The 22,309-nt window shown below is 42.4% G+C and carries 18 protein-coding genes, 2 tRNA genes and 1 other RNA gene; 17 read left to right on the forward strand and 4 right to left on the reverse strand.

What is annotated here, in order from left to right; genetic code table 11:
* Positions 1-22 precede the first annotated feature (22 nt).
* The 8 genes from HMPREF9193_RS04925 to rodA all read left to right on the forward strand — a co-directional run bounded on the left by HMPREF9193_RS04925 (position 23) and on the right by rodA (position 7,963).
* A complete protein-coding gene (locus HMPREF9193_RS04925; protein WP_021686977.1) occupies positions 23-886 on the forward strand; it encodes a zinc ribbon domain-containing protein in 864 nt (287 codons plus the stop codon).
* Positions 887-888: 2 nt separating this feature from the next.
* Positions 889-1,261, forward strand: an RNA gene (gene rnpB / locus HMPREF9193_RS10835) — RNase P RNA component class A.
* 15 nt (positions 1,262-1,276) lie between these two features.
* Positions 1,277-2,239 carry a tetratricopeptide repeat protein gene (locus HMPREF9193_RS04930; protein ID WP_021686978.1) on the forward strand — a complete coding sequence of 321 codons (963 nt, stop codon included), beginning with the start codon at positions 1,277-1,279 and terminating at the stop codon, positions 2,237-2,239.
* Between the two features lie 13 nt (positions 2,240-2,252).
* Positions 2,253-3,290, forward strand: coding sequence for a rod shape-determining protein (locus HMPREF9193_RS04935; protein ID WP_021686979.1), 1,038 nt, complete (start codon positions 2,253-2,255; stop codon positions 3,288-3,290).
* 24 nt (positions 3,291-3,314) lie between these two features.
* Positions 3,315-4,247, forward strand: coding sequence for a rod shape-determining protein MreC (gene mreC, locus HMPREF9193_RS04940; RefSeq protein WP_021686980.1), 933 nt, complete (start codon positions 3,315-3,317; stop codon positions 4,245-4,247).
* On the forward strand, positions 4,244-4,753 hold the full coding sequence (gene mreD, locus HMPREF9193_RS04945; RefSeq protein WP_021686981.1) for a rod shape-determining protein MreD: 510 nt from the start codon (positions 4,244-4,246) through the stop codon (positions 4,751-4,753). The genes mreC and mreD overlap by 4 nt, the downstream gene beginning before the upstream one ends.
* The gene (gene mrdA, locus HMPREF9193_RS04950; RefSeq protein WP_021686982.1) at positions 4,753-6,645 is read left to right on the forward strand and encodes a penicillin-binding protein 2; all 1,893 of its coding nucleotides are present in this window, start codon (positions 4,753-4,755) and stop codon (positions 6,643-6,645) included. Before mreD ends, mrdA begins: the two co-directional genes overlap by 1 nt.
* A 4-nt stretch (positions 6,646-6,649) precedes the next feature.
* A complete protein-coding gene (gene rodA / locus HMPREF9193_RS04955; protein WP_021686983.1) occupies positions 6,650-7,963 on the forward strand; it encodes a rod shape-determining protein RodA in 1,314 nt (437 codons plus the stop codon).
* 137 nt (positions 7,964-8,100) lie between these two features.
* Here the strand turns inward: rodA and HMPREF9193_RS04960 are convergent, their stop codons facing one another.
* A complete protein-coding gene (locus tag HMPREF9193_RS04960; RefSeq protein WP_021686984.1) occupies positions 8,101-8,724 on the reverse strand; it encodes an HAD-IA family hydrolase in 624 nt (207 codons plus the stop codon).
* A gap of 85 nt (positions 8,725-8,809) precedes the next feature.
* Positions 8,810-12,328 carry a transcription-repair coupling factor gene (mfd, locus tag HMPREF9193_RS04965; RefSeq protein WP_245565494.1) on the reverse strand — a complete coding sequence of 1,173 codons (3,519 nt, stop codon included), beginning with the start codon at positions 12,326-12,328 and terminating at the stop codon, positions 8,810-8,812.
* Between the two features lie 99 nt (positions 12,329-12,427).
* Between mfd and HMPREF9193_RS04970 the strand changes: the two genes are divergently transcribed.
* Both HMPREF9193_RS04970 and HMPREF9193_RS10745 read left to right on the forward strand, forming a co-directional pair.
* Complete coding sequence (locus HMPREF9193_RS04970; RefSeq protein ID WP_021686986.1) at positions 12,428-13,387, forward strand: hypothetical protein; 960 nt, start codon at positions 12,428-12,430, stop codon at positions 13,385-13,387.
* A complete protein-coding gene (locus HMPREF9193_RS10745) occupies positions 13,384-14,229 on the forward strand; it encodes a hypothetical protein (protein WP_021686987.1) in 846 nt (281 codons plus the stop codon). Before HMPREF9193_RS04970 ends, HMPREF9193_RS10745 begins: the two co-directional genes overlap by 4 nt.
* A 16-nt stretch (positions 14,230-14,245) precedes the next feature.
* On the opposite strand, the gene HMPREF9193_RS04980 is transcribed toward HMPREF9193_RS10745, so the two are convergent.
* A tRNA-Leu gene (locus tag HMPREF9193_RS04980) sits at positions 14,246-14,329 on the reverse strand.
* 73 nt (positions 14,330-14,402) lie between these two features.
* On the opposite strand from HMPREF9193_RS04980, the gene HMPREF9193_RS04985 reads away from it, so the two are divergent.
* The 4 genes from HMPREF9193_RS04985 (at position 14,403) to HMPREF9193_RS05000 (ending at position 17,551) form a co-directional block, all read left to right on the forward strand.
* Entirely contained in the window at positions 14,403-14,819 is a 417-nt protein-coding gene (locus HMPREF9193_RS04985; RefSeq protein ID WP_021686988.1) for a zinc ribbon domain-containing protein, read from the forward strand.
* A gap of 80 nt (positions 14,820-14,899) precedes the next feature.
* A complete protein-coding gene (locus tag HMPREF9193_RS04990; RefSeq protein ID WP_021686989.1) occupies positions 14,900-15,925 on the forward strand; it encodes a hypothetical protein in 1,026 nt (341 codons plus the stop codon).
* 20 nt (positions 15,926-15,945) lie between these two features.
* Positions 15,946-17,364 carry a threonine synthase gene (thrC, locus tag HMPREF9193_RS04995; RefSeq protein ID WP_021686990.1) on the forward strand — a complete coding sequence of 473 codons (1,419 nt, stop codon included), beginning with the start codon at positions 15,946-15,948 and terminating at the stop codon, positions 17,362-17,364.
* Positions 17,365-17,479: 115 nt separating this feature from the next.
* Positions 17,480-17,551, forward strand: a tRNA-Gly gene (locus tag HMPREF9193_RS05000).
* Position 17,552: 1 nt separating this feature from the next.
* Here the strand turns inward: HMPREF9193_RS05000 and HMPREF9193_RS05005 are convergent.
* A complete protein-coding gene (locus tag HMPREF9193_RS05005) occupies positions 17,553-18,512 on the reverse strand; it encodes a hypothetical protein (RefSeq protein ID WP_021686991.1) in 960 nt (319 codons plus the stop codon).
* Positions 18,513-18,596: 84 nt separating this feature from the next.
* Here HMPREF9193_RS05005 and thiI point away from each other — a divergent pair, with 84 nt between their 5' ends.
* The 3 genes from thiI (at position 18,597) to HMPREF9193_RS05020 (ending at position 22,308) form a co-directional block, all read left to right on the forward strand.
* Complete coding sequence (thiI, locus tag HMPREF9193_RS05010) at positions 18,597-19,775, forward strand: tRNA uracil 4-sulfurtransferase ThiI (protein WP_021686992.1); 1,179 nt, start codon at positions 18,597-18,599, stop codon at positions 19,773-19,775.
* A gap of 121 nt (positions 19,776-19,896) precedes the next feature.
* Positions 19,897-20,748 (forward strand): hypothetical protein, encoded by an 852-nt coding sequence (locus HMPREF9193_RS05015; protein ID WP_021686993.1) that lies wholly within the window; start codon positions 19,897-19,899, stop codon positions 20,746-20,748.
* Positions 20,749-20,757: 9 nt separating this feature from the next.
* Positions 20,758-22,308 carry a phytoene desaturase family protein gene (locus HMPREF9193_RS05020; RefSeq protein WP_021686994.1) on the forward strand — a complete coding sequence of 517 codons (1,551 nt, stop codon included), beginning with the start codon at positions 20,758-20,760 and terminating at the stop codon, positions 22,306-22,308.
* The last annotated feature ends 1 nt before the right edge of the window (position 22,309 follow it).

The raw sequence follows: 22,309 nt of genomic DNA on the forward strand, positions 1-22,309 counted from the left end.
ATATAAGAGGTACAAAAGACAGATGACAGAGATTTTCGACAAACTAAAAAAATTACAAGATATTTTAGCCGAAAAATATGCTATCGAGCGTGAAATCGAAGAATCGCCGAAAAAACTTTCGGCGCAAGACGAACTTTTAGCGCGCTTAAAAAAAGAATTTATCGAAAAAAATACCGAATATGAAAGTGTGCGCACAAAAATAGTACAGTTAAAATCGGAATTGGCGGAAGCCGAAGCTGCCCGCGAGCGCGGCGAAAAAGGCATGGATGCCATTACCACACACCGCGAGTACGAAGCGCTTGATAAAGAAATCCGCGACGCTACCGAAGCCGAACAAAATACACGCAAAGAACTGCAAAAACAAGAAAAAATCCTTGCCGAAATGAACGAAAACTTAAAACAAGATGAACAGCTGATTGCCGGGCAAGAAGAGGAATTGAATTCGGGTAAAGCTTCGCTGAATAAAGAAATAGCCGGCATGAAAAAACAATTGGAAAAGTTAAGCAAACAAGAGGCAAAAGTTGTTCCCGGCATAGATGCAGAAATTATTTTTAAATTCGAACGTATTATAAAAAGCAAAAACACGGGAATTGTTGCCGTTAAAGGCAACGTATGCGACGGCTGCCACATGATTTTGCCGGCTCAGTTTGCCAACGATGTACACAACGGCGAAAGCATTACTTTTTGCCCGTACTGCAGCCGCATTTTATACTATCAAGAAGCCGAGGACGGCGAAAACGAATACTTCCAGCTGGATGATACCGGAAGCCTTGCCGACTTTGAAGACGATTTTGATGATGAAAACGCAGAGGATGATGAGGACGCGGATACCGTACAAGCAAGTGCGGACCGCGAAGAATTAAAAGATTTGGGTTACGAAGAATAATTTTTGGAAGAGATGTAACCGCCGTTACAGCCGCTTTTCGGTTGTGACTGAGGAAAGTCCGGGCTCCTTCGGAAAGGATGCCGGCTAACGGCCGGGGCAGCTGAATAAGCTGTACAGACAGCGCAACAGAAAACAAACCGCCTGCTGTGCAGGCAAGGGTGAAAAGGCGGGGTAAAAGCCCACCGGGTATTCGGTAACGGATACCGCAGTGCAAGCCTCATTCGGAGCAAGGTCAAGCAGTAACTGATTATTCCGAATCGATAGTTACGGGTAGACCGCTGGAGACACGGAGCAATTCGTGTTCAAGATAGATGGTTACGGCAATCCGTTTTTAAGGATTGTTTACAGAATCCGGCTTATTCTCTTCCATTTTTTAAGGGTACGGGAAGTATGAAAAAAAGTTACAAATACAATACGGAATCTTTAAGTGCCAAACGTACCGTCGATATATTTCGTGTAATCGTTATACCTGCCGTATGCATTGCTTGCGCAGTTTGTCTTTTTTGGGCTTCGCGCTCGCTTGCAAAAACATTTACCCGCTCGCCCGTTTTAGTTAAATTAGAACAACAGTGGAATGCAAAAGACTATCCGCAAGTATACACCCTTGCCGAAAATATTTTAGCCGATAACCCTTTCCACAACCTTGCGCTGACATACCGCGGGTATGCCGCTTTTTATCTTGCGCTGTCTCAAACCGACCCCCTGCAAGCGCAGCTGTATATAGACAAAGCCGTTAATTCGCTGCGCCTTGCGCTCTTTAATGCAAAAAAAAAGACAAAACCGCAAATACAATACATGCTCGGAAAAACTTACTTTTATAAAAATCTTTTATCTGCATACCATTATTATGCCGACTTAACCGTACGTTATTTAACCGAAGCTTTAGCTTCCGGATATAGTGCACGCGATATATACGAATACTTAGGTCTCAGCTATGCCGATTTAAATATGACAAACGAAAGTATAGCCGCATTTACCGAAGCTCTTGCTCTCAACGATTCGGACACGCTGCTTTTGGCAATCGCCCGCCAATATTATAAAAACGGACAAAACGAAGCTGCAAAACCGTATTTGTTTCGCATAAAAAACACCAGTACGGATGAATTGTTTGTGCTTACTTGTTCGCAGCTTTTAGGCGACATTTACATCAGCGAAGGTAATTACGAAGAAGCCAAACACGAATTCGAAACTATTTTGGAAAAAGACCCCAACGCTGCAGATGCATACTACGGTTTGGGACTTATATACGAACAAGAAGGCGATATGATTAAAGCACGTGCACAGTGGCGTAAAGCGCTTAAAGCGCAAGTAAACCATGCCGGCGCTTTAAAAAAAATAGAAGCAAAAAAATAAATATGGAGGAATAATGGGTTTCTTTGACAGATTTACAACAGATATCGGTATGGACTTAGGTACTTGTAATACATTGATTTACGTGCCGGGCAAGGGAATCGTAATAAACGAACCTTCGGTTGTTGCCGTTGAACGCGGCACCAAGCGTATTGTCGCCGTAGGAGCTGAAGCAAAACGCATGCTGTGGAAAACTCCCGGAGACATTACCGCCATACGGCCGCTTGCCGACGGCGTTATTGCCGATATGGACAGTACCGAAAAAATGATACGGTATTTTGTATCAAGAATTATTCCCAAACATAGAATTATAAAATCTATCCGCATGAAAATCGGTATTCCTACGTGTATTACGGAAGTAGAAAGCCGTGCCGTTGTGGAAGCCGCTATGAAAGCCGGTGCAAAAGAAGTATCGGTCATTGAAGAATCGCGAGCTGCAGCCATAGGAGCCGGTATCCCCATTCACGAACCGGCGGGGCACATGGTATGCGATATCGGCGGCGGCACTACCGAAGTATCCGTAATTTCGCTTAACGGTATGGTTGTGTCCAATGCGATTAGAATAGGCGGTGATGAATTCGATGAAGCTATTATCCGTCACGTGCGCAGTGTGCACAGTTTGGTTATCGGTCAGCAAACGGCGGAACGACTTAAAATAGAAATCGGTAACGCTTCTCCCGAAAAAAATATAGAAAAAATGGAAATAAAAGGTACCGATGCAATTACCGGATTGCCGCGCCGCTTGGAAATAGATTCAATCGAAGTGCGCGAAGCGTTAAAAGAACCTACCAATCAAATTGTTGAAGAAATTAAACAAACTTTGGGTAAAACCCCGCCGGAACTTGCCGCGGATATAGTTGAGCGCGGTATTGTTATGACCGGCGGAGGCTCGCTTTTAAAAGGACTGTCCAAACTTATTTCAAAGGAAACCGGCGTTCCCGTTATTTTAGTGGAACATCCGCTCGAATGCGTTGCGGTTGGGGCAGGGCGCTCTTTTGAACTGTTTAGGGATATGTCGTCTGACCGCAGCATTTACGACAGCCTTAATTCTTAAATACACTACTACGGACAGCATCTGATGTATAACCGCAAAAATGCCTATACGTTTAAACATTCGCTTATTGTATTGACGGTTTTGGTTATCGTATCGGGCGTTTTATTGTTTTTTTCAACCGGTAATTTTATTTTGAATTTTAAGCAAATCGGATTTTCGATTGTATCGACTGCACAAAGCGGCGTACATTCGGCAGCTTCGGGTATACAAAACACCGTGCATGCCATCAAAGAATTAACCAATTTGCGCGAAGAATACGAAAAACTGGTTCAAAAACTTGAAAATTATGAATACTTGCAGCGTACAAACGCCGAAATACGTAAAGAAAACGACCGCTTAAACAAATTGCTCAATTTTTCGCAAAAATACGACTACAAAAACTATACCGCACGCATTGTCGGACGTGATACGGATAATTTGTACGCAGGTATTACCATAGACAAGGGAAGCAAACACGGAATACGGAAAAATATGCCCGTAATTGCGGTTCAAAACGGCAGTATCGGCCTTGTAGGAAAAATCATCAGCGTAGGTCCGTACACCAGTATGATTATGTCCTTGTATGATTTTCAATGCAACGTATCGGCACGTATTCAGCATACGCGCGATTTGGGTTTGGTAAGCGGAACCGGATCTTCAGAAAATCATTTAAAAATGAGTTATATAAAAAAAAGAGTTTTGGATGAATTGCAGTACGGTGATATAGTCGTTACTTCAGGAGAAAACGGAAACTATATTAAAGAAATCCCGATTGGAACCATATCTGCCGTTTCGGTGGTCGATTACGATACCTCTCTTATTATATCGGTAGTGCCCATTGTAGATTTTTCGCGGCTTGAAGAAGTTATCGTTATAGACAGTATAAGCGGTACTACCGAACAAAAGCAAGCAGATACTTCCGAACTTGAATATGTACAAACAATGAAAACAATACAAACTTCGGAGACATTTCAGTGAAGCGTGTTTTTGCCTTTGCCGCCGTGATTTTACCGGTTTTACTTATAGAAGCTGCAATACTTTCAAATTGGTATGTTTTACCGGTTATGCCCGATTTGCTTTTGCTTACACTCTTATACACAGCCTTGCATAACGGCAGTACAATCGGCGAAACATACGGCTTTTTTTCCGGTTTACTGTTGGATTTTACCTTTACCGGTCCTTTAGGATTACACGCGCTTGTAAGAACTGTTATAGGTTTTACTTGCGGTTTGTTTTACCGCACACTCGATACGCGCGGAATTATACTTCCTGCCGTTATGGGAGCTTCGGCAACCCTTGTAAAGGCAGTGCTTATACGTTTTCTTTCGTTTTTTTATCCGGACAGTATCGTAACGTATTCACTTTTTTCTCCGCTTTTGTGGTATGAGTGCCTTTTTAACGCCGTGTGCGCTCCGGTACTGTTTTGGTTTTTATCATTTTTTAAAATACTTGCCGAAGACTATGTATCGGAGAAACTGGAATAATGCGTTTTACCATTTTTTCATCCGATTTTAAAAACCGACCCGGCAGTGTCGAAACTAAAAACCGCGTAGCGGCGGTATTTTTAATTTTAATTGTTGCCACCTTTGCCGTTTATATTTTACGCTTGTTTTCGATGCAAATAGTTGAAGGCAGCCGCTACCTTAAGCAATCGCGCACTATCTCACAGCGAGTACGCGTTATTCCCGCACAGCGCGGAGAGATTTTCGACCGCAGTGCAAAACTCCCGATGGTTATCAATAACGATTCGTTTGCCGTAGACATTACGCTCGGTGAAATCCCTGTAGGCCGCTTAGACAGCGTTTTAGCACGGCTTGCATTTTTTTTAGGTATACAAAAAACCGATATAGACGAAAAAGTAGCCGCATACGGCAGGAATTCGTACACTGCAGTTGAAATAAAAACAAATGTACCGTTTTCGGTTATATCGAATATAGCGGAAAATGCAAGCGATTTACCGGGTGTCGGTTGGAGATCAAAACCGATACGAAATTATCTTGAAACCGGCTCAATGTCGCATATCGTAGGCTATGTGGGCGATATTACCAAAGACGAATTAAAAGCGTTGTATAACAAAGGATACGGAAATACAAGCATTATAGGAAAAACCGGTATAGAAAAACAATACGATGAACTTTTGCAGGGAAAACCCGGAACGGAATTGCATACGGTAGATGCAAAAGGACGCTTGATGTCCGAAAAACCGGTTATACATGCACCGGTAAGCGGTAAAAACCTTATTTTAACCGTAGATACAAAAATACAAACGCTTGCCGAAAAAGCGCTCGGAGAACGGGTAGGGGCTGTCGTTGTTTTAAAACCTGCTACAGGAGAAATCTTAGCGATGGTATCTTATCCGTATTTTAATCCGAATATTTTTAATAAAGACAATGCAAGCAGCGCTTACAATGAATTGGCAAAAGACATACACAAACCGTTGATAAACCGTACGGTAGGAGCGGTATACCCGCCGGCTTCAACTTTTAAAACCGTTATGACAACGGCAATTTTATCTGAAGGAACGCTTTCGCCCGATAAAAAAATCGAATGCAAGGGTGTTTTGGATTACGGAAACCGTACCTTTCACTGCCATATCGGAGTGCCCGGTCACGGCTATATGAACTTAAAAAATGCACTGGCGCAGTCGTGCAATATATACTTTTGGACTGCCGGACGTGACTATTTGGGAGTTGACCGCATTGCTGCTTATGCTTCCGAATTCGGGCTCGGTCAAAGCTTGCAGATAGATTTGCCCGTTTCTGAAAAAGGTTTTATTCCTACGGCGCAATGGAAAGAGCGGCGCTACCACGAAAAATGGCACGGCGGGGATACAATGAGTATGTCGATAGGGCAGGGCTACACTTTAGTTACGCCGCTTCATATAGCAAACATGATGGCTATGTTTGTAAATGAAGGTACGATTTATGCACCGCATTTGCTTAAAGAAGTACGCAATCCGGACGGAGAAGTTATTGAAACTATTGCGCCAAAAGTACTGCATAAATCAACTGTTGCGCCGAATGTATGGACTACAATGAAAGAATACCTTCGTTATATGGTTACCAACGGTTCAGCGCAAAGCGTATTGATGCGCCAAAAAGCGGTGCAAATAGCCGGCAAAACCGGAACTGCCGAAGTTACCGATTACGATAAAAGCTGGCACTCTTGGTTTGTGGGGTTCGGCCCCTACGATGCGGAACCGAAAGATGCCGTTGTTGTATGCGTATTGGTAGAAGCAGTAAACCCGTGGGAATGGTGGGCTCCGTATGCTTCAACCATTATTTTTCAAGGTATATTTGCAAACCAGACTTACGACGAAGCCATTGATGAACTGCACTTTAGATATTTAACCAAACCGACAGGCAGGCAGGAATAAAAATATGAAACTGCGTTTTTTTGAAATATTCGATTATCTTTTGCTTATTTGCGTAACTTTGCTTGTTGTTATGGGAATATCGTTTATTTATTCTTCCGGTGTCAATTCAAATCAAATATCCGTATCAAATGAATATATAAAACAGCTTGTGTTTGCCTGTACGGGTTTGGTTATTATGTTTTTTGCGGCATTAGTCGATTACCGAAAATTAAAGCGTTTGCTCCCTATGTCTTTTGCAGGTTTAATTGCCGTGCTTTTGTATACGATTATTTTCGGAAAATATGTAAACGGTGCGCGCAGCTGGATAGGTATCGGCAACTTCGGTATACAACCGTCGGAATTCGGAAAAATCATATACATATTGTTTTTTGCTTATTATTTGGAACAATCGGAAAACACTGCTGCGCTTAAACGCTTTTTTATAAGTTGCGGTATACTTGCATTGCCCAGCGCACTGATTTTACTGCAGCCCGATATGGGAACTGCAAGCGTATATATACCCATTTTTTTAGCAATGCTGTTTGCCGCAGGTTTTCCTTTGAAATATATTTTGTTTATTTTATTTACCGGTATATCGACTATAATACTGACCATTTTACCCGTATGGCAAGAAGCAATTTTACAAAAACAAATTCTTGCGCTGTCCGTTTTAACGGACACAAAACTACGTCTTATAGTTATAACCACGCTGACTATTATAGCCGTTATAAGCTCCGTAGGATATTTATTTTATAAAAATAAATATTATTATTGGCTTGCATGGCTGTTCGGCGGTTTAACCTTAGCCTTTGCTTTTTCGGTAGCAGGTGCAAAGGTTTTAAAAGATTATCAAATCAAGCGTTTAATTGTGTTTTTAAATCCGTATACGGACCCTTTGGGATCCGGATGGAATATTATTCAATCAAAAATCGCTATCGGTTCCGGCGGTATTTTCGGACAAGGTTTTTTAAAAGGAACACAAAGTCATTACCGGTTTTTGCCTCAGCAAAGTACCGATTTTATATTCAGCATTTTATCGGAAGAATCCGGTCTTTTAGGCAGCTTGTTTGTATTTGTATTGTTTTTGATAATTTTACTACGCATTGTATTTATCATACGCAATACCAAAAACGTATTCGGTTATTACATAGCGTCGGGTATTTTGATAATGTTTTTCTTTCATTTTGTCGTAAACGTCGGAATGGTAATGGGAATTATGCCGATTACCGGTATCCCATTGTTGTTTTTGTCTTACGGCGGGTCCTCTCTGTGGACAGCTATGTGGGCAACAGGTTTGCTGATGAGCATTCATTACCGCCGTTTGGACTTTGATATTTAAGGGGTAAAAAAACGTAAAAATAACCACCCCGTATTCTACTTCCCATAATGTATATTCTGTCTACCAGAATAGATGTTTTACTTTACACCATCACTACTTGGCGGAATGTTTTAACGGTAACAACATGTACTTTACGTTTACCCGTTTTTATCGACACACATTTGCCAGTCTTTTTGAGCTTTTTCAAGTCCTGTCCATACAAAAGCGTGAATTCCCAGCATTAAGGCAGCGTCGACGTTTTCTTTAACATCATCAAAAAACACTGTTTGTTCGGGAAGTACTCCCAGTTCTTTAAGACACAGTTCATAAATTTCTCTTTCAGGTTTTATAATTTTAACCCGACATGAAAAACAAGCGTAATCTGCTGCTACAAACGGCGGTATTTCTTTTTCATATAAATCCAAAAACTCGTACGGCATATTCGATAATATACCGAGTTTATACCCCAATTTTTGTACATTCAAAGCCCAATTACACACATCTTCTTTAATCGGCCGCCAACTTTCCAAATCTAAACGTGCTATTTTTTTCATAAGTTCATTGTCGCATGCAACATCAGTATAACCTTCTCCGACAAGCAGCCTGCGGTACATTTCAGCACCGTCTATAATTCCTCTATCAAATTCAAAACGAAACTGCTCGTATACCCTTCCAAAAACTTCAGCAGGTACTCCAGTCATTCGCTCCATTTGCACGGCACAATCCCCGGTGTTTGCCTTTGAAATAACATTCCCGTAATCCAAAACAAGAGATCGTATCATAAAAACTCCTTATTCTTTAAGTAAAAGTCTATATAAGTAGACATTGTTATATAATTTCTAAATAAAATCCTTTGTCTTTATAAAATTACGATGCCAACAAAGTTTCCAATTTTTCCCGAATAAATTGACTTTTTTCATTTAAGCCGATTTTTCCGGTCAGCAATATAAGCACGTTCGGTTTTTTTGCATCCAATTTTACCCTGCCGCCGCTTTCTTTAATTAAACGCAGTACTTTTTCAACGGAGATATTCGACACTCGTTCAAATTCAATATAAGCCGTTCCGTTTTTTTCTTTAAGAGATGAAATACTTAATTTTGCGCATATAATGCGTATTTCTGCCAATGCGAGCAAGCTCGATACTTCGGCGGGAATCGGTCCGAATCTGTCTTCAAGTTCGGCATATACGCGTTCAGCTTCATCTTCGCTGCGTACTGCGGCAATTTTTTTATATATTTCCATTTTGGTTTGCGCATTGGAAATATACGTATCCGGTATAAAACCGGTGTACTCCAATTCCAACAGCACTTCTTGTTTTTCACAAAAGTTTTCTCCGCTAAGGCGCTGAACGGCGTCTTCCAAAAGGCGCAAATATAAATCGAATCCGACCGAGTATACGTCGCCGGATTGGTCGCGCCCCAACAGGTTGCCTGCGCCGCGTATTTCCATATCCTTCATAGCTATTTTAAAACCGCTCCCCAATTCGGTAAAATTGCTTATAACTTGCAAACGCTTCATTGCAACTTCGTTTAATACGCGGTTTTCAGGATATAAAAGATATGCATAGGCTTTACGGTCGCTGCGCCCTACCCGTCCGCGCAACTGATACAACTGCGATATGCCGTACATATCGGCGCGGTCTATAATGATGGTATTGACGTTCGGAATATCAATACCGTTTTCGATAATGGTTGTCGCAATCAATACATGGAAGCCGCCCATTTTAAAGCGGCGGAAAATGTCATCCAATTCTCCGGACGACATTCTGCCGTGTGCCGTTTCTATCATCATTTCGGGAAGCAGTTGCTGTAGTTTTACGTATACATCTTCGAGGCTTTCAATCCGGTTGTGTAAATAAAAAACTTGTCCGCCGCGTGCGGTTTCATTGCGGATTGCTTTTGTAACTCGCTCATCGTTGTACGCATCTATTACGGTTTCTATTGCTTGTCTGTTTTGCGGAGGAGTCGTCAACAAACTCATATCACGGATTTTAAGCAAGCTCATGTGCAGTGTGCGCGGTATGGGGGTTGCGCTCATCGCCAATGCGTCCACATTGGTACGTAAAACTTTTAAGCGTTCTTTATCTTTAACGCCGAAACGCTGTTCTTCATCGATAATCATAAGTCCCAAGTCTTTAAAGCGCACATCTTTTTGTATAATGCGGTGCGTTCCTATTAAAATATCGATTTCACCGTTTTTGAGCGCGGCAAGGATTTTATTTTGTTCGGCTTTTGAAACAAAGCGCGATAAATGCGCTATGCGCACGGGAAAATTTTCAAAACGCTCAATACAGGTTTCGTAGTGCTGTTCTGCAAGTATAGTCGTCGGCGCTAAAAATGCAACTTGTTTACCGCCCATAACCGCTTTAAAAGCTGCACGGAATGCCAATTCGGTTTTTCCGTAGCCGACATCGCCGCAAATAAGACGGTCCATAGGTACGCTTTTTTCCATATCGGCTTTAATTTCGGCGCACGCGGTTAATTGATCATCGGTTTCGGCATAAGGAAAAGCGGCTTCAAATGCCGTCATAAACTCCCCATCTTTGGGAAAAGCAAAACCCCGTGCAGCTTTGCGGCGGGAATACAAGTCAATCAGCTTTTGTGCAATGTCTTCAACCGATTTTTTTACGCGGTCTTTACGGTTTTCCCAGCTTTTAGAGCCTATCCTGTCAAGGCGGGGGGCTTCTCCTTCATTGCCGATATAGCGCTGCACAAGGTTTACTTGTTCAATGGGAATAAAAACGGTTTCTTCATCGGCGTATTCAAGCTTTATATAATCGCGCTCGTTTGCGCTGGTTTTAACCCGCTCGATGCCTTTAAAAAGCCCGATGCCGTAATTAACGTGAACAACATAATCGCCCGGATTAAGTTCAATAAAGGTATCCAAAACCGAACTTTTTGCATGAGTAACCGATTTGGGAACGTGTTTTCTTCTGCCGAATATTTCGTTTTCTTGAATTACCGCAATTTTTGCTTGAGGTAAGCCGAAGCCTGACGATATGTGAAGCGGAAGAATGTGCAGCAGCGCTTTATCCGCTTTTGCCTCAAGCGGATGCACAAATTCTTTTAACAGTTCGCTTATCCTTAAAGCTTGGTTTTCGCTTTCGGCATAAATAAAAATACTCCAGTTTTCGTTTTGAAGGGTTTCCAAAGTTTCTTTTAAATAGCGGATATTGCCGAAAAAACTGTGCGGAGCATCGCATTCGAATTCCAAACGCGGAACGCTGCTGAGGTTTTCGCCTTTTATACTGCGAAACAGTATGTGCTTTTTGTGTTTTTGCACGGTATTTTCAAAATTAAAAAGCAGCATATCGGGAGAAGGAACGTAACGTTCGCTTAAAGCTTTTTTATATAAACCGGCATATTCTTTATCCAGATTTTCTTGGGAATTTGCCAGTCTGTCGTAATCCAAAAACATTACAGTTGTTTCGCTTGATATGTAATCGAGTACGGAAAAAAGTCGCGTAGCGCTGCCCTGCCCTTGCTTTTCGCCGGTATGGGCTGCGGCTGCGTGGGCTAAAGGATAAAATAGTTCTTCGCCTTCGCTTTCTTTTTTTGTTAATAAATCGTCCAAAAGTGCGGCGCACTGTGGTGCACTGGCGCCCAAATTGTGTTCCAAATTTTGAACGGTATCTTCGGTCCACAGCGTTTCTTTCATCGGGTATACGAGTACGCTGTCCAGTTTTTTTATTGACGTTTGTGTTTCCTGATCAAAAGCACGTATAGTGTCTATTTTGTCAAAATCAAAAACGATGCGGTGTGCGTACTGTTCTCCGGGCATATACAAATCGAGCACTTCGCCACGCAAAGTAAATTCACCGCACACGGTTACGCGCGGTACTCTTACATAACCTTGCGCGCTTAAGCGTTCGGCTAAAGCAACAGGGTCAAAGTTTTGACCGGCATAAAGCGGAAAAAGCAAAGAAGCCGTGTATTCCGGCGGCGCAACGGGAGTTAAAAACGAGCGCTGGGTTGTTATAAAAATTGTGGGTGTTTTTTTTGTTTGCCGCGCTGGAGCGCTTTGAGAGTCTTGAAACGCTTGAGCCGCTTGGATTCCGCCGTAATTTGTTGCATACAGCAGTTTTGCCAAAACCGAAGAGCGCTCGCCGAATACGCGGGAACCGCGCGACACCGGACGGTACGGAATGGAGGACCACCACGGAAGGTAATGGATTTGAGCTGCCGCGCTTTCTTCCGTACCGCCTGTACCGCATACGGTGCGTAAATCTTCCAGTATATCTTTTGCTTCTTTTTCTCCGGGGACTACCAGTAAAATATTTGCGTCGTCGCGGTACAGGTATTCACGCAAAAAAAACGCATAAAAACCGCTTTGCATACCGCTTATTTCGCGCGGAAAAGATGCATTTTTTTTTGTAAAATTTTCCATAAAAGACTGTATCTTTTTTTGTGAATGTATGATATGATTTAACGAATTCATATTAAGTGTCCGATAGTAAAATAAAGTGTCTTTTATGGAGAACAAGTTGTGAAACGTATTCCGATCGTTATTATAGCCGTTTTAGTTTTTTTTGCCCAGAGCCTTGTGGCGCAAAATATCGGCAGCGTACAAGTATCGATAAAACTGCACGATAAAACCATGTACTACCCTGCCGACGTGCCGAACAATCCGGTATACGTGCACGTAACAGTTGCAAACAAGGGGCAAAATACGCTGCGCTTTAAGCTGGCGGACGACCGCGTGTTCAGTTTGGACTTTAATGCCTTTAATGTGCGTAATGTAAAGCTGGCGCAAACCGATTCTTTAATACGCAAGCGGACAACCAGCCAAACCGTGTATTTTAGAGAATTGGCTTTGGAGCCTGAAGAAGAATATGCTTTTATTGTAGATTTAAAAGATTTTCTTACGATAAAAGATCCGGCAATTTATTATTTTGAACTCAGTTTTTATCCGGAACTGTATAAATCAAAAAGCGTTTCGGTGGTTTCGAACAGGTTAAGTATTGAAATAAACCCGAATCCGGGAATAGCTGCCGGAATGTCGGTGCCGGTTGATTACGAAAACACGGTTATCTTAAAACCGGAAGCTATAGCTCCGGATAAAGTAATCGAGCAAACTATAGTGGCGCGCCAGCGCAGCTTGTGGGATCAGTTTTTTTTGTATATGGATGTTGAATCCGTGTATATTAAAAACGATGCAAACAAACGTGCATACAATGCGGCATCAGAACAAGAACGGCGGACAATGCTTTCAAACTTTAAAAAAATGCTTTCAAGCGAAACGCTTGATTCCGACATTGCTGCCATTCCCGAATTATTTACTATAGAAAAAACGGCTTACACAAAAACGGAAGGAACCGTTACTGTTCTTGAATGGTTTAAGTATCCGACGTTTAAAGAAAAAAAGCGCTACACATACTATATACGTCAGCGCGACGGAATATGGCAAATATATGACTACAGTGTAGACAATCTGGGGACAGAATGAAAGCATTGTTGGTTGCCGAATCCGAAGATACTTTAAATCTATACCGCAGTTTTTTTGAATCGCTCGGTTACGATACGGTGTGTTATCGGTGGCTGCTTAAAGCTTTGGATAACGTGGATGAAATAATGCCGCAAGTAATATTTATGAATGCGGTAGATTATCCGCGCCATTGGAAAATTTTAGTACAGTATATCCGTTCGGGACTGTGCAAATCTTTTCCCGTTGTTTTGCTTGCCGCTCAGGATATTTCAAACGATGATTTAAAAAAAGCCGAATATTTGGAAGTACACTGCATACGCAATTCAATTGAAAGCAGCGAAACAAAAAATGAAATAAGCACTTTGCTCAATCCGCCCATAGCCGATTATACGGATGAAGCGTTCAGTGCTCTTGTGCGTGAAGCACAAAAGGCGGCATCTGCTGCAGCATCAGAGTATGCAACGGAAAGTGCAATGGCGGAAACCGAAACGGTTATGACAGATGCCGCCGAACAGGCGGCGGATGTGCTTGGAGCGCAAAGCGCAAACGATGCCATCTCTCCTGCTTCCGATTTTCCCGCCGTCGCTTTAACCGAAAGCGAGGATGCAATCGGTGCAGCTGAACTTCCCGACTGCGGTTTTACTTTGTTTCACCCGAAAACAAAAGCCGTTATAGCGGGAACGGTAAGTTCTTTACATTTGCCGCTTATATTTTTTAAACCTGAAGATAAAAGCGTTTTAAAGCGATTGCGCATGGGGCAAAAAGCTCCCGCTTCGCTTAAGGAAAACGACCGATTGACAGACATAACCGTACAAATTCAAGGCTTTGAAAACGGCACTGTGGAATTGTGCGTACTAAAATAAATTAACTGTTTGATTATGCCCGGAACAAGACTTGAACTTGCACACCCGTGAGGGCTCTAGTACCTGAAACTAGCGTGTCTACCAATTCCACCATCCGGGCAAAAGGTGTGTTTAAAATAGCAAAGAACGCCGGCTGTGTCAAGCCGGCAAATGGAAAGTAAACGGAAGCTAAAATGAAAAACGACCGCCGTCCGAAATTTTTTTGCGAATTTTGCGATACTGAAGTTCCAGTGAATGCGCGCTTTTGTCCAAAATGCGGACGTTTTTTTGCATCGGTGTGCTGTCCCCGCTGTGGAAAAATAGGAGACCATACCCTGTTTGCAAACGGTTGTCCCGACTGCGGCTATGCGGGCAGCGGGTCAAACTTAGTCGATTTATTAGGACAAACAGGGCAAAACGGCAATAAAACAAAAGCGCGCACAAAACACAGCGGTAAAACAGGCTTGTTCGGTAAAAAACGTACTGAAAACGCATATCGGACTAAAAAAAACGCTTATAATGCCGAAGATCCGCTTCCTGCATGGATTTATATTGCGGTTGTTTTGCTTTTATTGGTTGTTTTAAAAGTCTTGTACGACTTTTTGCGTTAAATCATACCTTTGATATTGAAATTAGTTTATTTCGGAGTTAAAATATTGAAAAGTAATTTTTATAAGTTCGGAGTATTTTTATGGTAAAAACATTTGAAAAGTATACGTCTGTTGCGCTGCTTTGTATGTCATTGTCTTTGTTTTCCTGCGCCGGTGTGCCGGGAAAATCCTCAGTACATACAAACGTTTCGGATTCGGAACAAAAAACGGTAAATAAAAACGGTAAAAAACTGCTTTTAGTGCATAAGGGTTCCGATATGTCGCAAGAGCACCGTGCCGACCATTTAAACGAATATATGCAAACGCTGCAAAATATAATATTTAAAGCTCAAAATATTCCCGACGAAACGCAAAACGGTAAGGCGTTTTCATCGGCGTTTACGGCTTTAATAACCGATACAAACGGCAAAGCTTTGGTAAACAAAAATATTAGTGTAAAGTATCCGTCGGGAATTAACGATGGAGAACCTGTATATGCACTGGAAGAATTGCAAAGCGATGAAAACGGTATGGTTAGCTTTAACGCACCTGTTCCCGAATTTTCGTGCAATGCACAACTATTGTTTTATCCTACCCCTTCAACAATGGAAAAAGAAGTGCTCGAATATGCCGAACAACATGCGCTGCAATTTCCTTTTAAAGTCCGTACCAATAAAAGAACTTCTCCCTTATCCATAGCCATACTCGATTACAGTGCTTCGGGAAAACCGATTACCAACAACAGTCTTTCTTCTTCCGCCCTTTTAAAAGCCGTATACCGCAAAGGATTCCGCAGTGCCGGCAATTCCGATTTTGTAAGCGAAATAAACGACGGCAATATCGAAAAACTGTACAAAAGTGCTTCAGCCCTATTCAGGGGCACCATAAAGTATTTAATATTCGGTACGGTAAAATATGTGCAGCCGATTGAAAAAACGGAAGCCGGATTGTATAAAGCGCTAATGCAAGCTGATATTTCCGTTATGGAAATGGGAAGCGGCAAAATCGTACTGCACAAAGTTATGCCCTTGAGCGCTGAAGACAAAAGCGAATGGAACGTTTTGGACCTTATACGCAATAAAATATTTGCCACAGAAATGGCGGACAGTTTATATTACGGGTTATAACTTTGTAAAAGGATAGCGCAATGCAGTATACCGATACCAGGGACAATTCGATACGCACTGATTTAAAAAGCGCCGTATTAAACGGTATGAGCCCGGATACGGGCGGATTGTACATTCCGGTTTTTATTCCTAAACTGGATGAAGCGCTTTTAACCAGATGTTCAAGTCCTTCGTTTCGAGATATCGCTTTTGAAACTGCAAAGCTGTATTGCAGCGGCGAAATCCCTGATGACGATTTACAAGCCATTATTGCAGATTGTTATCCGTTTAACGCACCTGTTGTGCCGATAGATCCGGTTACTTATGTTTTAGAACTTTTTCACGGTCCCACATGCGCATTTAAAGATTTCGGTGCACGTTTTATGGCGCGCCTAATGAGCTATTTTAACCGTGATAAAAACGGTTTGCTGCATATTTTAGTTGCAACTTCAGGCGATACCGGAAGCGCTGTCGGAAGCGCTTTTTACAACGTTGAAGGCATTGATGTAACGATTTTATATCCGAAAGGAAAAATAAGCGCGCTTCAGGAAAAACAGCTTTCCACTTTTACGGGCAATGTACGCTCAATTGCGGTAAACGGCACTTTTGACGATTGTCAGCGGTTGGTAAAAACGGCTTTTACGGATACCGAATTGCGCAAAGAATTCCGTTTGTCTTCGGCAAATTCAATAAATATAGCACGGCTTTTACCGCAAAGTTTTTATTATATTTACGCTTCTTTATCGGTAAAATGCAGATGCTTACACGATAATAATATTGAACATCCGTCGATTATTGCAGTTGTGCCGTCGGGGAATTTCGGTAATTTAACGTCGGGTTTAATTGCTAAAAAAATGGGAGCGCCCATTGCCGGCTTTGTTGCCGCAACCAATGCCAATAAAACGGTTCCCGATTGGATTGCAAGCGGTCGCTACGAACCGCGCTCGTCGATACAAACGCTTTCAAATGCTATGGATGTAGGCGCTCCGAGCAACCACGAGCGTATAACCGCATTACACACGTTTGACGAAATAAAACGGATTTTAGCTTCGTACTGGACGGACGACGAAGGTACTATGGACGGTATTGCGCAGTGTCATGAACGTACCGGCTACATTATAGATCCGCACGGAGCGGTAGGCTGGAAAGCATGGAATGATATGCGTAAGGGCGCTATGCTAAAATTGGTATCCGGATTTCCGAACAAGCCCGCTTTGCCCGGATTAACGCCGAACGCCCCCTATTGGGCGCAAACAGTGCTCGATAACACTGCAGTAGGTATTTTGCTTGAAACCGCACATCCTGCAAAATTCGGCGAAACGGTAAAACGGGCAATCGGCAGAGAGCCTGCAATGCCGGATAGATTAGAAAAAGTTTTAAATTTACCGGATAATTCGATTCCTATGGAAAACGATTACAAAGCTTTTAATTCGCTGCTGCACGATTTTTTTAAAAACTGATGCTTGCTATATTTTTTTCTATGCAAGTTAAAGCACATAGGCGGATAAAGTGTATTATCTAAGAGTGCTATCCGCTTGACACTAAAAAGTTTTTTTGTTAGTATAATTTTATAACGCGGATGTCATATAACGGCTATTATCTCAGCCTTCCAAGCTGATGACGTGGGTTCGACTCCCATCATCCGCTGTTAAAAATCCTCAATATTCATATTTTCAAGTTTTTTATAAATCGAAGGTTCTACAAAGCGGGCTCTTCCGTCGTGGGGCGGATAGCGCAATCCGTTGTGTTTTGTAATTTCAGCTTGTAAATCGTCGATGTCGGATCGTACTAAATACGGTTCGGTAAGCACCAGTAAATTGCCGAGTACACTTACGCGCGGCTGTAAAGGCAAAGTTCCGATGCGTTTTAAATTGCGGATTTTTTTTCTGCGCCCGACTGCACAAGTATATACGGCGCTGCCGATTTTAATGTATTTTTCCAATAATATTACCGAACCGCTTCCGATATGCAATTCCGCTTTTTCATCCGTATATTCGGCTTTGGTAAGCCAATAACGTATTTCGTATACGGCAGAGTTATCAAAAGTGCCGGTAAAAGCGCCGTTCGCTGTACTGTCGGTATTATCATTTTCAGCATCGGCAGCACTTTGATTTTCGGCAGTATTGTACTCCGTATCGGCTCTGTTTTCAGTACTTGTAGCACCGGTAATTTCAGAAGCGTTGTTATTTAACACAAAATAACCTTTTAATTCTTTTTGTATAGGCTGTCCGTCTATGGAAAATTCGGTGCGGTTGCTGCGCGGAAGCCACAGCACACCTGAAGATGATTGTCCCGGTGTCCAAAACTGCGTGTACAAACCGTTATCCATAACCGCAAGCACATCCGTGCTTTCTTCGGCTGCCGGCGGATATATACCGTCGTAATAATAACGGTAAAACGGTTTAAGTACAATATCGGCGTGCAGCGTGCCGTCATCCTGCAGCGTAAAAGAAACAATGCGCTCGTTATTTTCCCACGTTCCTACAAAACTTTCACTGCCCTGCACTTGCCCGTTTTGTTGTGCGTATAAACCAGATAAAACACAACATACGGCGGCAAAAAAAACAAAGTAAAAAAAACTATAGACTTTATGATACACAGAGCTCATACGTTAATAATCGGCATAAATGAAAGCTAAAAAGAGAGGTAATTCTTTATAGACGCAGAAAATAAAAAACGTTAAAATACAGTCATGGACGAATGCATTACTGAATGTACTTACTTGGTAAAATTAGGTGAATTAACACTTAAAGGCTCGAATATCCGATTTTTTGAAAAAAAACTGATACATAATGCCTATCAATATATACATCACCCGAAAGTAAAAATCCGTTTATACGGCGGCAGAATGTATGTAGATTGTCCTGAAACCGCATGCACTCAAGTCGAATTTATGCTCGACAAACTAATCGGCATTGCAGGCTGGGCAAAAGCCGTTGTATGCGAAAAAAATATAAATGCTATAAGCGAAGCGGTTTACGCTCAAGCATTGCAAGCGCAAAACAACGGTTCAAAAACATTTAAACTGGAAGCCAGAAGAAGCGATAAAGCGTTTACACTAACATCGTATGAAATATGCGTTCAAGCCGCATCTTCTGTGGTAGAAAAAAATATACTGACGGTTGATGTACACCGCCCGGATACTACAATTTATGTGGAAGTACGCGACCGCTGTTTTGTATACGGCTTTTCGCACAAAGGAAGACGGGGGCTTCCTGCCGGAACGGGCGGCAAAGCTTTACTTTTGCTTTCTGGCGGTATAGATTCGCCTGTCGCCGGCTACCGGATGATACGGCGCGGAATGAATATAGACTGCGTGTACTTTCACGCATACCCGTATACGTCAGAAGAAGCGAAAAAAAAAGCCGAAGATTTGGCGGCGGTATTGGCACAGTACGGGATTACAATCCGCATGCACATAATTTCGTTTACCGAAATTCAAATGCGCATAAAGCAAAGCGGTCCGCAAGATTGGTCAACTATGCTTTTGCGTATGTGTATGATGAAAGCCGCCAGTATACTTGCAAAAAAAACGGGAGCCGCTTGTCTTATAAGCGGTGAAAGTCTCGGGCAAGTTGCAAGCCAAACGGTTGAAAACCTAAGCATTACCGAAAGCGCAGGAAGCCTACCCCTTTTGCGCCCGCTTATCGGTATGGACAAAGAAGAAATAATTCAAACGGCACTTGAAATCGGTACATATGATATATCGATTTTACCATACGAAGATTGTTGCGTATTATTCGCCCCAAAACATCCGGTGCTGCACGGAAACGTTATACAAGCACAGGAATTGTATGCAAACCTTGACTGCGAAAGCTTTATTCAAAAAGCCGTAGATGAACGGGAAATTAAAATATTCAAAGCGGTATAACTAAAGTCCCATATTTTTTTATTTGCAGATAATTTTTATCTTGCACATTTTGCAGTTCAGTTATATAATACATGTATTATTATATATTTTTTTATAAATACTGAAGCAAAGAGGTGTTGGTATGAACAGTTTTCAGGATCGCATGACAGCGGTAAAAATGCCGCATTTTGCCGTGTGGCTGTGTGCAGCAATCGTTATTACGGTTGTATCGTTTTTAACGTCGTATTTTCCCATTTGGGCAAACATCCCCGTTAATGTTATTCTTCCTTTTTTGGTTTTGATTTATTTGAAAACGGTGTTTTTCGAAAAATTAAAACTGTCCACGCTTATTATACTGCGTACCGCAATAGTTGCTGCAGTATTTATCGATTATTTTGCAAACATCGGCGGCTTATGGTTTGTGTACGTTGTGCTGGCATTTTTAATCATCAATATCCTTGAAGCTACCTTTACTGATTTAAAATACAAAAAATACTTTAACTTTGTAACCGGCCTTGTTCTTGCCGCTTCCGTTTTGGCTTTGGCTCCCTCGTGGATAAATCTTTCGGGCAAAAGTTTTGCCTTTTCATATATTTACGAAGCGAACAACAGCGCACCGACGGCGCAGTACGCATTTTGGGGTACCGTATGCTGGATTATCGCATACACGATTTGGAATTGGATTTTTGTAACCGACGAATTCAGCCCTTCTATCGCTTACCTGCATTTTGCCATTCTGGGTATGCCGCTTTTAGGCTGCATTATTACGCGCAACCCCGGATTGTGGCTTGTGTTCCGCGCCAACTCGCTTACCTGCGGTGGTATTTTGCAAATTTCGTGTAAACAATTTTTTGAAGAAAAATTAAAAACCGAAAAAATGACGGCCTTTGTCAAAGCAAGCCAAAAAACCGGCGTACAGGCGGTTTTGATGATTATTAACCTTGCGCTGCTGGCAGTTCCCTGCGCTTTTGCGATTATGAGTAAATTAAACTAGAGGAACACCATGCCCCAATACGACGCAATCATCATAGGTGCCGGAAACGGCGGCCTTTCGGCGGCTCTTACCTTGGCACAAGCGGGAAAAAAAGTTGCCGTGTTTGAAAAACACAATATTCCCGGCGGCTGCGGAACAAGCTTTTGCCGCGGACGGTTCGAATTTGAAGTTGCCCTGCACCAATTAAGTTCCATGGGAACGCCGGAAAATCCCGGAGATTTACGTAAGCTTTTCGAAGAATACGGCATACTGGATAAAATCGATTGGATACAAATAGAATCGCTGTACAAAATCAATTTGCCCGGCGGAAAAGGAGTTGCGCTTCCGGCAGATAGAGAAAAAGCCGAACAAACCCTTATAAAAGCCTTCCCCGCAGAAAAAGAAGCCATACACAAATATTACGAAACGGTATGGGAATTTAACAGGGAAATTATTGCGTTTACAAAAAAAAGCGGCGAAAGTTCGCGCAAAGGTAAAAAATCCGGCGAGCCGTCCGCGCTGAAAAAACTGATTATGAAAGCGCTTTTTCCCAAACTGTATCCGACGCTTGCAAAATATGCCGTCAAAAGCACCGACGATGTGCTGAACGAATTCTTTAAAAGCAAAGAATTGCAGCTGTGCCTTTCGGCGTACTGGTGCTTTATGGGAATGCCGCCGGAACGCTTTCCGTTTACGATTCTTGCCCGCTGTACGTATATTTACACCGAAGACAAGCCCTTTTATCTTCGCGGCGGCTCGCAAGTTATCTCGCAAGCTTTAACCGAAGCGATAAAAAAAGCCGGCGGATCGGTATTTTTTAATACCGGCATACAAAAAATCCTGCTGGAAAACGGTAAAGCATCAGGCGTTATCGACGAAAACGGTGAAAGATACCGCTGTAAAAAAGTTATTTCCAATATTTCGCCGACTGCAACCTATGCAAACTTACTCGACGAAAAAGACACTCCCAAAGCGGCACGCGAATACCTTAAAGCATATACCGTCGGCATTTCTGCGCTCACTTGCTTTATCGGTTTGGACTGCCCGCCCGAAGAAGTCGGCTTTACCGATTCGTTCAATTTAACCTACGACAGCTTGGACGCAAACCGTGATTTTATGAATTCGTACGAATTGAATACGGCGATAGACCCGATCGTTTCCACCTGCTATACGGTTGACGATCCGAAAGTTTCTCCGGAAGGTACGAGCATCGTTACGGCAGGTACACTTAAATACGGCGAAGCGTGGGAAAAACTTTCGCCGGAGCAGTACTATAAAGCAAAGTACGATGCGGCGAATACGATTATCGACCGGCTCGAAAAACGCTATCCGGGTTTTAGAAGCCATATCGAAGAATTGGAAGTTGCAACGCCTCTTACCCACATGCGCTATTTAAACCATCCGGGAGGCGCCATTTACGGTTACGAGCAGGATTTAAAGTCGTCCGTATTTTTTTATCCGCGCGACACTTTTATACCGAACCTCGATTTTGCAAGCGGTTGGGTAAACACATGCGGTTTCGGCCCGAACTACCTGTACGGCAATAGTGTAGCTAAAAAGATTTTAAAGGAGTGGGACTGAA

The organism is Treponema lecithinolyticum ATCC 700332, from assembly GCA_000468055.1.
Lineage (GTDB): Bacteria > Spirochaetota > Spirochaetia > Treponematales > Treponemataceae > Treponema_C > Treponema_C lecithinolyticum.